Source organism: Mesorhizobium abyssinicae, from assembly GCF_049887195.1.
GTDB lineage: Bacteria > Pseudomonadota > Alphaproteobacteria > Rhizobiales > Rhizobiaceae > Mesorhizobium > Mesorhizobium abyssinicae.
The window spans coordinates 528,552-541,436 of sequence record NZ_JARAKC010000001.1; the positions used below are offsets into that span (position 1 = coordinate 528,552).

Below are 12,885 nucleotides of genomic sequence, written 5' to 3' on the forward strand. Positions count from 1 at the left end.
TTCTGATGTCTAATCGCGTTTCCTGCTGATGAAGAAAAACAACGTCACGATGGCGACCGACAAGAGCAGGAATACGGTCGATATCGCGTTTATCTCGGGTGTTATCCCCCGACGGATCTGGCCGAGCATGTAGGTCGGCAGCGTGTCCTGGCCGCCCGACTTGACGAACTCGGTGATGACGACGTCATCGAGCGAGATGACGAAGGCCAGCATCAGCCCGGCCAGGATGCCGGGCCACAGCAGCGGCAGCGTGATGCGGCGGAACGTCCGCCACGGTGTCGCGTAAAGATCGGCGGCGGCACGTTCCAGCGTCAGGTCCATGTTCTCCAGCCGCGCCCGGATCGGCAGGTAGGCGAAGGGGATGCAGAACGCCGTATGCGCGGCGATCAGATAGCCGAGGCCGGAATAGCCGGTGAAAATCTTGATGCGCGAGAAGAAGATGAGCAGCGCCACGCCGGTGACGATCTCCGGCACCATCAGCGGTTGGTTGATCGCCGCGTATTTGAAGGTCAGCCCGGGATAGGCCGCTGTCCGGGTCGTGGCCAGCGCCGCCATGGTTGCGGCGATGGTCGCCAGCACCGCGGCAACCGAGCCGATCTGGAACGATCGCAGGGTGGCATCGATGACCTGCGTGTTCTGCCATGCCGACTGGAACCATTTCAGCGAGAAGCCGCCCCATTCCGAGGTCGATGTCGCGGCGTTGAAGGCGTAGAACACCAGGACGATGATCGGCAGATACAGGACGACGAAGCAGGTCGCCGCGATCGCGGTGAAGCCCGGCTGGTGCTTGATCGAGAAATTAGCCATGGCGCACCTCCGCCCGTCCGGCATTGCGCACATAGACCAGCAGCGCCACCATAACGATGATCATCACCGTGATCGACAGCGCCGAGCCGAGCGGCCAGTTGCGGCCCTGCCCGAACTGCAGCTCGATCAGGTTGGACAGCATCATGTTCTTGCCGCCGCCGAGCACGCTGGGCGTGACATAGGCGCCGATTGCCGGAATGAAGACCAGGATCGAGCCGGCGATGACGCCCGGCCTGACCAGCGGGAAGATGATGCGCCGCAGCACCTGGAACCGGCTGGCGTAGAGATCGTAGCCGGCCTCGACCAGCCGGAAGTCGAGCTTCTCCATGCTGGCATAGATCGGCAGCACCATCAGCGGCAGGTAGACATAGGCCATGCCGATCAGGATCGCCGTATCGGTGAACAGTATTTGGACCGGCGCCGAGACGATGCCGAGCTTGATCAGGATCGTGTTGATGATGCCCTCGTTGCGGATGATCTGCAGCACCGCGAAGGTGCGGATGAGCAGGTTCGTCCAGAACGGTATGGTGATCAGGAACAGCCAGATGTCGCGCGTCTTTTCACTGCGCGTCGCCATGAAATAGGCGGTCGGGAAACCCAGCGCCAGTGTGGCGATCGTCGTCACGATCGCCAGCTTGATGGAGCGCCAGAAGATGGTGACGTGAGCGGCGGCAAGCGAAAGCGTGTCGTCGAAAATGTCACGCTCCATGAACACCGACAGCCAGGCCTCCGGCGAGAATTGCCATTTCACGTCGCCGTACGCGCCGGGCGTCAGCAGCGAATAGACCAGCACGATCAGCAGCGGGCCGGTCGCCGCCAGAAAGATGATGATGAGCGCCGGCGCCGACAGCAGCCAGCGCGTGCGGACGTCGCGCCGTTCCGCTTCCTTGGCGACTTGTTCCGCGGTGGCCATCAGTCCCTCAGCACTTGCGCGGCGTCGTTGCCGATCAGAATGCCGACCTTGTCGCCGCGCTCGAAGCCGCAGCCGGCGCTGCGCGTGTTCTGCTGACGCACGGTGAAGGCCTCGCCGCTGTCCAGCTGGACATGGATATGCGTGTCGGTGCCGAAATAGACGATGTTCTCGACCGTGCCCGACAGATCGCCCTTGCCGCTGGTCAGCTTGGCATGCTCCGGCCGCACCACCACGGTGGCGTTGTCCTTCGGCTGGAAGCCTTCGGCCACCGTCGCCTCGATGGTCGCGCCGGATTTGAGCGTCGCCCGCGCCTTGCCGCTGCCCATGCCCGATATGGCGGCGGTGAGGAAGTTGGTCTCGCCGATGAAGTCGGCGACGAAGCGTTCCGCCGGCTTGTCGTAGATGTCCCAGGGTGTGCCGACCTGCAGGATCTTGCCCGACGACATCACCGCGATGCGGTCCGACATCGTCAGCGCTTCTTCCTGGTCGTGGGTGACGAAGATGAAGGTGATGCCGGTCTCGTGCTGCAGCCGCTTCAGCTCGATCTGCATCTCCTTGCGCAGCTTGTAGTCGAGCGCCGACAGCGGCTCGTCGAGCAGCAGCACCTTTGGCTGCGGCGCCAGGGCCCGGGCTAGCGCCACGCGCTGCTGCTGGCCGCCTGAGATCTGGCTGGTGCGGCGGCCTGCAAGCGCCTCCATCTTGACCAGCTTCAGCATCTCGCCGACGCGCGCCTTGATCTCGGCCTTGGGCTTGCCGAGCATTTCCAGCCCGAAGCCGATGTTCTCGGCCACTGTCATGTGCGGAAACAGCGCGTAGGACTGGAACACGGTGTTGACCGGCCGCTTGAACGGCGGCAGCGGCGCGATGTCCTGGCCGTACAGCAGGATCTCGCCGGCGGTTGGAAAGTCGAAGCCGGCGATCAGCCTCAGAAGCGTTGTCTTGCCGCAGCCGGAAGGGCCCAGCAGCGTGAAGAACTCGTTTTCGCGGATCGACACGGAAACCGTGTCGAGAGCGGCAACCTGGTTTTCACCGCTGCCAAATACCTTGCGGACGCCACGAACCTCGATCGCATTCTTATCCGGTTGTTCCGGCACGATTACCCCATTGAGATGGCCTGCTCTTGGCGGCAGGTTTTGTTCCTGTTTGATTGTCACCATAAGCCAATCGGCTTGGCAACTGCGGAGCTTGGACTGGACTAAAAAGCAATTCCCCTGCCACCGTCAGACTTGATAGGTGACCTTTCCGCCGCAAACCGTGGTGACCGGCCGCACCTTGTGCAGATCTTCCGGCGCGGTCGCCTCGATATCGGCCGAGAGCACCACCAGGTCGGCCAGATAGCCCGGCTTCAGGCGGCCCTTTCGGTTCTCCATGAACTCGGCATAGGCCCCTTCCACCGTATAGCCGGCAATCGCCTCGTGCAGCGAGAATCTCTGATCGGGGTCGGTGCTTGCCCATGGTTTGCGCAACACTGCCGCCTGGATGCCCAGGATCGGATCGATCGGCGCTACCGGCCAATCGGAGGCGAAGACGACGCGCGCGCCGGCATTCTTCAGGGTCCGCCATGCATAGCTTAGCGGCCAGCGGGCCTGCCCGATGCGCGACACCGTCGGTTCCAGCGGAAAATCCATCGCGCCGGGTGGATGCGGCGGCTGCATGGAGGCGATGACGCCAAGCTTTTCGAAGCGCGGCACATCGTCGTCGGTGATGACCTCGATGTGCTCGACACGATGCCGGCTGTCGCGCTTGCCGTTGGCCTTGGCGGCCGCCTCGTAGCCGTCGAGCACGGCGCGCACCGCCCCGTCGCCGATCGAATGCACCGCCATCTGCAGCCCGAGCTTGTCGACGACGACCGCAAGCTCGGCGAACTGCGGCGGCGTGAACAGCGGCTCGCCCACCCAGTCCGGCCGGTCGGCATAAGGCTCGACCATCACCGCCGTCCAGGAATCGAGCACACCGTCGTAGAAGACCTTCACCATCCCCGACGACAGCCACTCGCCCTTGTAGCGTTCGGCCATGACGGACGCCTTGTCGAGCATGTCAAGCGTCATGAAATTCTTGTAGTGGAACGGTATCTGCGCGCGGCAGGGCAAGCCCTCCTCGGCCTCGATCTCGGCCAGCAGCTCGAGCTGGTAGAGATTGCCGTCCATGTTGTGGATCGAGGTGATGCCGTGGCGCGCGCACCAGGCGAGCCCGCGCCGCATGATGTCGCGGTCGGCGGCGCGCTCGGCGGCACTCGGCATCGGATCCGGCTCGCCGCCGGTCGCCAGGCCCAGACGCACGCGGCCCTCGCCGGCGAGATCGAGTACCGGGCCGAACGCCTCGCCCTCGCGCAGTTCACCTGCGGCCAGGCCATCCTCGCCCATGACGATTTCGTTGCCCGGACCAAGCGTGCGTCCGTGCAGGATGCCGGCCATCTCCAGCGCCTTGGTGTTGGCCCACATCGTGTGGTGGTCGGGAGCGGCCATGACGAAAGGCCGGTCCGGCAGGATCGCGTCGAGATGGTGGCGCGTCACCCGCTCGTCGCCGAGCACGGTATAGTCGACGCCTTGCGCGACCAGCATTTTGGCGTCGGGCCATGCCGATGCATAATCGCGGATCGCTGCTTGCAGCGCCTCGAAGCCGTGGACGCCCGACAGTTGCAGATGCGCAAGCTCGGCTGCGCCCGAAAACAGATGCATGTGGGCTTCGATGAAGCCGGGGATCACCGAGCCGCCCCCGGCGTCGACAATCCTGGTGGCAGTTCCCTTGTAGCCTTCGATCGAGGCACGGCTGCCGATGGCGATGATGGCGCCGTCCCTGACGGCAATGGCTTCGGCGATGGGATTGTCGGCATCCATGGTCAGCACACGACCGTTGACGACGATCAGATCCGCATTGTGATCCGCACCCGTGACAGACATCGCGACTCCGCGCTTTTGACGACTGGCCGTGACCGGCAATCCTTGACCAACGGCGTTCCACTCCGCCGGAGCGGCGCGCCATGGGACAAGAATGATGCCAGCGCGCTGTCTTCGAAATTCCCCTTGTTATCCCGGCAGACAGCGTGGATAAAGAATGCGACTAATTATTCGCGTTTGTCAACGCTCCGAATTTCGAATGAATTGTGGACAGCACCCAGCGCCTGTCTTGAGACCGGGCGGGGAACGGGGACCTAGAGCCGTGAAGCGCAACCTCAGCCGCGAAACCAGGATAGCGCTCGAACCGCGCAAGCAGCCGCGCCAGCAACGCTCGAGCAAGGTGGTCGACAGGATTCTCGACGCGGCGCTGACCTTGACGCGGGAGCAAGGAACCAAGGCGCCGACGACGCTCGCCATCGCTCAGCATGCCGGCCTGTCGGTCGGTTCGGTCTACCAGTATTTTCCCAACAAGGAGGCCATTCTTCTCGACCTCGCCCGGCGCTGGCTGTCGTCGTTTCCGGAGGTGATCGCAAGGCGCATCGAGGTCGCCCCGCCCACCAACCGCGAAGAGTTTCGCCAGGAAGTGCGCAAGCTCTTCATCGACACCTCGAGGCTCTACCTCGACAACGCCAGCTTGATGCCGGTGATCGAGGCCATATCGGGAAACGCCGACCTGCGGCCGATCCAGAACGAATATGACGACCAGATCGTCGCCCTCTACGCCGCATGGCTGCAGCATGTGAACCCGGCTCTTGAAGACAAAGTCGCGACCCGCCTCGGCTTGCTGATGATGGAGGTCGGGCACGCATGCCGGCTGGTGGGGCTGAAAAGGGATCGCAAGACATACGACCTTATCGAGGACGATGTGGAAGTGATGTGGCTCGCCTTGGTGAACCCCTATCTCAATCTTGATTGATTTCGCACTTCGAGAGGAATTTCATGAAGACTGTCTATTCGCCGCTTCACGCCGGCCATGCAGGCCAGATGGAACTGGTCACGTCGGCGATCGTGCCGGGTTTCGAAAAGCCGTCGCGGGCGGAATTCATCAGGGCGCGCGTCGAGAGCGAGAAGTTGGGGCCGATCATCGGGCCGGTCGAGCATGATCTCGCCGCCGCCAAGCGCGTGCACAGTGCCGACTACATCGACTTCCTGCCGACCGTCTGGCCGCGATGGACGGCTGAGGGGCACAAGGGCTCGGCCATGGCGTTCACCTGGCCGACGCGCGGTTTGCGCGGCGACGTGCCGCCGCAGCGCATCGACGGCCTGCTCGGCTATTATTCCTTCGACGCCGGCGCCACCTTCGTCGCAGGCACCTGGGCGGCGATCAAGTCGTCCTATGAAGTGGCGCTGACGGCGGCGGAACTGGTCAAGGCCGGCGAGCCGGCCGCCTTCGCGCTCTGCCGCCCGCCCGGCCATCATGCGGGCGCCGCCTTCATGGGCGGCTATTGCTTCATCAACAACGCCGCCGTCGCCGCGCAGTGGTTCCTCGACCAGGGCGCCAGGCGCGTCTCGATCCTCGATGTCGACTACCATCACGGTAACGGCACGCAGGAGATCTTCTACGGCCGCGGCGACGTCCAGGTGATCAACCTGCACGGCGATCCGATGACCGAATATCCGTTCTTCCTCGGCCATGCCGACGAGCACGGCATCGGCGAAGGCGAAGGCTTCAACCTCAACTACCCGATGCCGTTCGGCACCGACTGGGACGGCTGGAACGCCTCGCTGGAGGATGCCTGCGCCAAGCTTGCCGCCTACGCCCCCGATGTCGTCGTGGTGTCGCTCGGCGTCGACACGTTCGAGAAGGACCCGATCAGCCAGTTCAAGCTGACGAGCGCCGACTATCCCAAGATCGGCCGCCGCATCGCCAGGCTCGGCCTGCCGACATTGTTCGTCATGGAAGGCGGCTATGCGGTGGAAGAGATCGGCATCAACGCCGTCGGCGTGCTGACCGGCTTCGAGGGCAGGTAGGAAGCCAAGGAGCGGCCGCAGCCGCCACTTGGAAACTCTACGCTATGCGGCAGCGCCGGGGCTCGGCGCGGCGGCCGGCACGGCCGGTTTGCGGGAACGCCCGAGCATGTACACCGCCACCGCCGCGATCACACCGGCGGCCAGGATGGCGGCCGCCAGCACCGGCCGATACCAGAACCAGGCGACGGCGATCGTCGTCGTCCCGACCAGGATCGCCAGGACGAAGGCGATGATGCCGGTGCCCAGCCGGGCCAGGCTGCCGAGGAAGGGTATGACGTCGAAGATCACCCCGATCGGGCCGAGCAGCAGGGCAAAGCCTATCGTCAGCAGGATCAGGCCGCCGGCGCGCAGCAGCCAGGTTATGAGCGTGTTCGCGCTGACCGCTTCGGCGAACATCCTGTCGGCCGGCACGTCGCCCGTATCCACCATCAGCAACGCATCGCCGGCCGCCGTCTGGTAGGGCTCGAACCGGTCGCCGCCCTGGCGCGCGACGATGCTGACGGTGCCGAGCGGCGCCAGCTCGTAGTCGATGCGATAGTCGCCCAGCGCCGGCGACGTCGTATCGGCGCCGAGATAGATCCTGCCGTCGACGATGTTGATCGGCTTTGCACCGGTATAGGCAGCCTCGATCGCAGCCGACTGGCTGGACGAGAGCGAAAATTCCTTGTCGCCCCCGATGCGGTCGAGCACCGGCCTGTCGAGCGTGAAGGCGCCGAGTTTGCCCTCCGCAATCTGGAAGCTCCTGTTGTGGATCGCCATCGGCGGGTTCTGGTGGCCATCGGGCTTCTTGAAGTCGGATGAGTCGATCTGGCTGTCGTCCCACACCTTCGAATAGCTGTAGGTCGTCACCGTCTCCTCGCCGCCGCCCAGCTTCTTCGTCGTCTCCGACTTGGAGTCTTCCTTCCACTGGTACATCTCGACGCTGCGCGACAGGCGCAGCCCCTCGGCCTGAATGCCGAAATCCGGATCGGCAAGACCGCTATCGGCCGTCACCGGTCCAGTCACATGCACCAGCCTGCCGTCATTGCCGGCGTCGACGCCGTCGACGCCGACCGAGACGACGGCGCCGGCGCCTTCCGCCAGCGAGCGCGCCGTCTGCACCGCGCGGCCTTCGTTCCAGAACAGACCGATCACCATCAGCACGATCAGGATCAGGCCGAAGACCACCCCGCCGACCGCACGCTTGATCCGTCCGAACCACGAGACGGACGTCACTTCCTGAAATGAATCGCTCATCGTTTCCCCCGCAAGACCACCGGCAACGGACGCCCATCCATTGCCGCCATGCGAATCGTAACCGAATCGGCCGCGCCCCGATATGGCGGCCCGGCACCTGCTCTCGCTTTTCCATCGAAGAGACCGGTTGAAGGCAGCGCGAAACGGCCCCTGAGTCGCGATCCGAGTCCACCGGATTCGATTTTGTCAAATCGCGTTTGATGTCGGATTCATCTACGGGTAGATTAGACCCGAATCAGCCGGTCCTCGGGGGGCGCGGCGACCACCCAAAGTCTCAAGTTCCGGCACTCGGCCGGCACCAGACGCGGACGGCTTCGCGTTCCCTGTAGGGATTCCGACCTGGTTGGGCGCTGACCGCGCCTTGAGTGTGTCTTCGTGACAGTGACGCGTATTTCGGGTTCGGCCGCTGGCGACACCAGCACCGGGCACATGGATCGATTCCGGCCAAAGCATAAGATGAGCAGTCCCGCCGCGCTTCTCCAATCCGAACCATCGCGCCTGGCGTCTCGCGGCGACCTCACCAGCTTTTTCATGCAGCTTGCCGCCGAGATCGGCGCCGACAGCTACATGCTTGTCGCCATCATCCACGACCAGGATCGCAGCGATGCCCGCATCGTGTCCTCCAACTGGATATTCGACGCCATCGAGCTCATCGGCAAACGGCTGATAGCCGGCCTCGCCCAAGGGCCGCTGACCGCGTCGCCCGGCAACCGCCCGAGGCCGCTGGTGGCCGCCCAGGCGCCCGATGCCGGCGCGCTGCTGAGCGGCGAGGAGGCCCGCCTGCTCGATGTGCTCGGCCATGCCGAAATCTACTCGCTGAGGCTGAATGTCGGCCGCCAGCGCCTGTTCGCGCTGTTTTCGGCCGCCCAGGCCGGCAAGATCGACCAGCCGGGGCTGATGAGGGCCCAGCTGAAGTGCTGCTACGCGCTGTCCAACATCCCGCAGCTGATCGCCGCCGCCGCCATGCAGGACCCGCTGTCCGACCGCGAGCGCGAATGCCTGTTCTGGGTGTCGGAGGGCAAGACCACCGACGAGGTCGCGCTGATCCTCGGCGTCTCGTCGAACACCGTCAACAGCTACATCACCCACGCGATCCAGAAATTCGCGGCCAGCAACCGCGCGATGGCCATCGCGACGGCGATCAGGAGCGGCATCATTTGAAACAGGCACAGGTCAAGGAGGCAGCCGAGGCCCTCTTCAACGAGCAGCGCAGCCCCTTCGGCGCCTTCTCGCTCGGCTCCGAAACGCACCACGCCGTCACCATTCCGGACGCCGTGCGCCGCTGCCGCTGGATCGCCGTCGACATCAACGCCGGGGCTTTCGGCCTGTTCTTCGTCAGCCCTTCGCTGGAACGGGCCCGCCTCGTGCCAAGCTTCGATTCGGACTACCCCGGCACCTCCGTGGCCACCAAATTCATCTCCGGCGCCAATGGCGAGGAAATGGTGCGCCACACCCGCATCTCCACGGCGCCGCGCTGGTGGGCGGACGACGGCATCGCCAGCTCGCAGCAAGCCTTCCAGGACCTTACCTGGGCCGAAAGAACGGCGCCGCTCGCGCCCGGCACCAACGGCATCGCCTTTCCCGTCCATGCCGACCGCGGCCAGTGCGGGCTGGTCATTTTCCTCGGATCGGAAATCGCCTTGCCGCAGGACGTGCTCTACGAGATCCACGCCCGCTGCTTCTCGCTGTTTGCCGCTGTTGCCCGCATCCGCCCGACCGACACCAGCCGGATGCGCTCGATCTCCAAGCGCGAGCTCGAATGCCTGAAGCTGACCGCCAACGGCAACACCAGCGAGGAGATCGCCAAGCTGCTGAAACTGTCGGTGCACACCGCCAACCAGTACCTGACCCAGTCGACGCAGAAGCTCAACGCCGTCAACCGCAACCAGGCGGTGGCCAAGGCGCTGCGGCTCGGCCTCATCGAATAAGTCCCGCCAAGGCTCCGCGCAACGAGCGAGCCAAAGCGAGTTCGGCTTCAAGGCAAGGACATACAAGGCGCGGCGGTCGATCGACCGTCGCGCCTTGCTTTCATCAATGGCGGATTTTCAGTAGGCGAGCGGCTCGGTCCTGCGGATGCGGGCCTGCTCGATCACCGCTTCCAGCAGCGCGGTGTTGTGCTCCGGATTCTCGCCCGGCTTTTCGAACGAGACGTAGTTGACCACGACATGGTCCTTGTCTTCGCTCAGCGTCAGCTGGAAATAGACGGTGACGCCGGGCGGCCTGAGCTCGAGGTCGAGCACGATGCGCGGGCTGCCGCTCCAGTCGACATGGGCTTCGCCGCCGTGACCGAGCCTGAGCGTACCCGGCATGAAGAACAGTTCGGCCGCCGAATCCACCAGGTCCGACAGGCAGGCGAAATGCTCCAGCCGGATGAAGGCGATATAGTCGGCGACATCGATCAGCCTGAGTTCGGCGATCACCTGCTCGATGGCGCTGGCGACGATGATTTCGCGGGATTTTGCATAAGCTTGCCGGTTCATGAGGTCAGTCTGCGCTCAGCCTTTTTCGAGTAGACGATCCGCACCAGCTCGGCGACGGCCTGATAGAATTGCGACGGGATCACGCTATCAACCGAAACTTGCTTGTACATGGAGCGCGCAAGCGCCACGTCTTCGAAGATCGGGATGTTGTGCTCCCTGGCGATCTCGCGGATCTTCAGCGCCACCAGATCCTGACCCTTGGCAAGCACCAGGGGCGCGGAATCCTCCTCGCGGACATATTTGAGCGCGATGGAAAAGTGCGTCGGATTGGCAATGATCAGGGTGGCGCGCGGCACCGCCGTCATCATGCGGCGGCGCGCCCGGTCGCGCGCCAGCGACCGCAGCCGCGACTTGACGATCGGGTCGCCTTCCGACTGCTTCATCTCGTCCTTGACTTCCTGCTTGCTCATGCGCAGGTCGCGCCGCCAGTTGAAGCGGGACCAGACGAGGTCGACCGCCGCGATCAGCCCCATGACGAAGACGATCGCAACCAGTATGTCGACGGCGATGCTGCGGATGACAAGGCCGAAGGCGACGGGATTGGTGATCATGCCGGCAAGCAGCCTGCGGTGATCCTCCGACAGCGTGAAGCCAAGCACGACGACGGCAAAGCCGAGCTTGCCCAATGATTTCAGGAACTCGACGAAGCCCTGCACGCCGAACATCCGGCTCCAGCCCTTGGTGATAGAAATGCGCGACAGCTGCGGCCTGATCCGGTCGCCGACGAATTGCGGCATGTTCTGGAACACCGACGCGCCGACGCCGGCCACCACCAGCAGCACCAGCAGGCTGACGACGGCGCGGCCGATCTCGAAAATGACGGACTGGTAGAGCGCGATGACGTCATTTTCGGTGTCCATCGGCCAGGCTTCCGGCTTTTCCAGGAACATCGACAGGAACATGCCGAGATCGACGATGGCGTCCTTGGCGTAAAACACCGTGAACACCAGTATGGCGACGAAGGAGGTGAAGATCGCCGCTTCACGCGAATGGGGCAGCTTGCCCTGTTCGACGGTGTCGCGGATCTTCTTTTCTGTTGCTTCCTCGGTTTTGGAGTCCTTGTCGACCGCTTCAGCCATGGCGCGTCAACCGAGCCGTCGCCATCATGCCGCTTCGCTCTGTGCCGATGAGGGGAGTTCGAACGCCCCTTCGCGCGATAGCCGGATCGTCGCAACCGCGATCGTCTTGCGGGCTCCCAGGATGTCGGCCAGCGCGACGCCTTCTGATCCCTGGCCGAGCTCGGATTCGATCATGCGTCGCGACCTTGCGCCGATCGCCGACAGCACCGATTCGGTGAGCGCCGGCGGCGCGCCGCGCAGCGCCAGCGTGACCAGTTCTGTCGACAGCCCGTCGAACAGCAGCACCCGCGCCTTCTGGGTCAGCAGCGGCAGATCGTCGAAGGCGAACAGCCGCGACCTGACGCCGTCGAGATCGGGCGTGCCGGCCTCCTCCAGGTCGTGCATCACCTCTTCGAGCTGAGGCTTGTCCATTTCGTTGAGCACGCTGGCGACACGCGCCTGTCCGACCGAGATGTCCTTCGCCGCCGCCTGTGACAGCAGACTGCTGCGCAATTGGCTCTCGACAATCTTGGCCGCCGCGTCCGGAACCGCGGCCAATGTGACCATGCGTTTGATGATCTGGCTGCGGATGGGCTTTTCCATCGTCAGCAGCACATTGGCCGCCGTCTGCGAGGAAAGCTTCGACAGCACCAAGGCCGAGGTCTGCGGATGCTCGCCGGACAGGAAGGCGCCGAGGCGGCCGGCCTCCAGCTTTTCGAGGTCGGGCCAGATCGGCGGCGGCCCCTCGGGCGCCACCTCGAACCTCTTGTCGCCCATAATGGCGCTCATTTCCTCGGGCGACAGCGATTCGTTGAGGATGGTGTCCATGCGATCGGCGGAATCGAGCAGTCCCGCCCCCTCGGTGAATTCGGCTTCGAACTCGGCGACGATGCGTTCGAGATCGTTCTGCGGGATGGTGCGCAGCAGGCGCGCCCCTTCGATCAGTGCCTTCAGCTCCTCCTGCTTGAAGAATTTCAAGAGCCGGCTGGCCGAGGGCTTGCCCATCGCCACCAGGATGGCGGCTGCCTTCTGCGGGCGCGTCAGCGTGGTCAGCGTCGTCATGCTGTCTGTCCTTGCAGGCGATCGATGGGCGCGCCGGCCATTGCCTATGCGCTCTTGGTGGCGGCGATGATTTCGGTCAGCCTGATGCCGAAGCGCGACGGATCGCTTTCAAGCACGGTGATCTCGCCACGGGCGATCTTGCGGCCATTGACCACGACGTCGACAGGTTCGCCGATGCGCCGGTTGAGCGCCACCGTCGAGCCCTTCTGCAGCGCCATCAGGTCGGACACCGCCATCTCGGTGCTGCCGAGGATGATCTGCACGTCGACCGGAATGGCCATGATGATGCTGGAATTGGCGCCTGATGCCGCCCGCAGGGCCGCGTCCGGCCGCCGCTCCTCTTCCTTGAGGACGCCGCGCAGTTCCTCGATGGCGCGGTCGAGTTGCTCGTCCGGCTGGTCGGGGTCGGCTTCCACCTTGGTCTTTGCCATACGTCGTCTCCAAAAAATCGGGCCAGCCCG

The 12,885-nt window shown here is 64.3% G+C and carries 13 protein-coding genes; 4 read left to right on the forward strand and 9 right to left on the reverse strand.

Annotation, left to right across the window (positions count from 1 at the left end; genetic code table 11):
- Positions 1 to 9 precede the first annotated feature (9 nt).
- The 4 genes from PU724_RS02385 to PU724_RS02400 form a co-directional block, all read right to left on the reverse strand.
- Positions 10 to 807, reverse strand: a complete 798-nt coding sequence (locus PU724_RS02385; RefSeq protein ID WP_127311462.1) for an ABC transporter permease — start codon at positions 805 to 807, stop codon at positions 10 to 12.
- Positions 800 to 1,720 (reverse strand): ABC transporter permease, encoded by a 921-nt coding sequence (locus PU724_RS02390; protein ID WP_354419469.1) that lies wholly within the window; start codon positions 1,718 to 1,720, stop codon positions 800 to 802. Before PU724_RS02390 ends, PU724_RS02385 begins: the two co-directional genes overlap by 8 nt.
- Positions 1,720 to 2,814 carry an ABC transporter ATP-binding protein gene (locus PU724_RS02395; protein WP_292170222.1) on the reverse strand — a complete coding sequence of 365 codons (1,095 nt, stop codon included), beginning with the start codon at positions 2,812 to 2,814 and terminating at the stop codon, positions 1,720 to 1,722. Before PU724_RS02395 ends, PU724_RS02390 begins: the two co-directional genes overlap by 1 nt.
- Before the next feature lie 126 nt (positions 2,815 to 2,940).
- Positions 2,941 to 4,620: an amidohydrolase gene (locus tag PU724_RS02400; RefSeq protein ID WP_354419472.1), complete on the reverse strand. Its 1,680-nt coding sequence runs from the start codon at positions 4,618 to 4,620 to the stop codon at positions 2,941 to 2,943.
- A 259-nt stretch (positions 4,621 to 4,879) separates the two neighbouring features.
- Between PU724_RS02400 and PU724_RS02405 the strand changes: the two genes are divergently transcribed.
- A complete protein-coding gene (locus PU724_RS02405; protein WP_354419474.1) occupies positions 4,880 to 5,533 on the forward strand; it encodes a TetR/AcrR family transcriptional regulator in 654 nt (217 codons plus the stop codon).
- Between the two features lie 23 nt (positions 5,534 to 5,556).
- The gene (locus tag PU724_RS02410) at positions 5,557 to 6,588 is read left to right on the forward strand and encodes a histone deacetylase family protein (protein WP_354419476.1); all 1,032 of its coding nucleotides are present in this window, start codon (positions 5,557 to 5,559) and stop codon (positions 6,586 to 6,588) included.
- Between the two features lie 42 nt (positions 6,589 to 6,630).
- Here PU724_RS02410 and PU724_RS02415 read toward each other — a convergent pair whose 3' ends face one another.
- Positions 6,631 to 7,824 (reverse strand): TMEM43 family protein, encoded by a 1,194-nt coding sequence (locus PU724_RS02415; RefSeq protein WP_354419478.1) that lies wholly within the window; start codon positions 7,822 to 7,824, stop codon positions 6,631 to 6,633.
- Positions 7,825 to 8,280: 456 nt separating this feature from the next.
- Between PU724_RS02415 and PU724_RS02420 the strand changes: the two genes are divergently transcribed.
- On the forward strand, positions 8,281 to 8,985 hold the full coding sequence (locus tag PU724_RS02420) for a helix-turn-helix transcriptional regulator (RefSeq protein WP_292099250.1): 705 nt from the start codon (positions 8,281 to 8,283) through the stop codon (positions 8,983 to 8,985).
- On the forward strand, positions 8,982 to 9,752 hold the full coding sequence (locus PU724_RS02425) for a helix-turn-helix transcriptional regulator (RefSeq protein WP_292170227.1): 771 nt from the start codon (positions 8,982 to 8,984) through the stop codon (positions 9,750 to 9,752). The genes PU724_RS02420 and PU724_RS02425 overlap by 4 nt, the downstream gene beginning before the upstream one ends.
- Before the next feature lie 117 nt (positions 9,753 to 9,869).
- On the opposite strand, the gene PU724_RS02430 is transcribed toward PU724_RS02425, so the two are convergent.
- Genes PU724_RS02430 through fliN form a run of 4 tightly spaced genes read right to left on the reverse strand, consistent with a single transcriptional unit; the run spans position 9,870 to position 12,855 of the window.
- Complete coding sequence (locus tag PU724_RS02430) at positions 9,870 to 10,304, reverse strand: hypothetical protein (RefSeq protein WP_127283899.1); 435 nt, start codon at positions 10,302 to 10,304, stop codon at positions 9,870 to 9,872.
- Positions 10,301 to 11,383, reverse strand: a complete 1,083-nt coding sequence (gene flhB, locus PU724_RS02435; protein WP_127283900.1) for a flagellar biosynthesis protein FlhB — start codon at positions 11,381 to 11,383, stop codon at positions 10,301 to 10,303. Before flhB ends, PU724_RS02430 begins: the two co-directional genes overlap by 4 nt.
- A 24-nt stretch (positions 11,384 to 11,407) precedes the next feature.
- Positions 11,408 to 12,424, reverse strand: a complete 1,017-nt coding sequence (locus tag PU724_RS02440; protein ID WP_127283901.1) for a flagellar motor switch protein FliG — start codon at positions 12,422 to 12,424, stop codon at positions 11,408 to 11,410.
- Positions 12,425 to 12,468: 44 nt separating this feature from the next.
- Positions 12,469 to 12,855, reverse strand: coding sequence for a flagellar motor switch protein FliN (fliN, locus tag PU724_RS02445; RefSeq protein ID WP_127283902.1), 387 nt, complete (start codon positions 12,853 to 12,855; stop codon positions 12,469 to 12,471).
- Between the last annotated feature and the right edge of the window lie 30 nt (positions 12,856 to 12,885).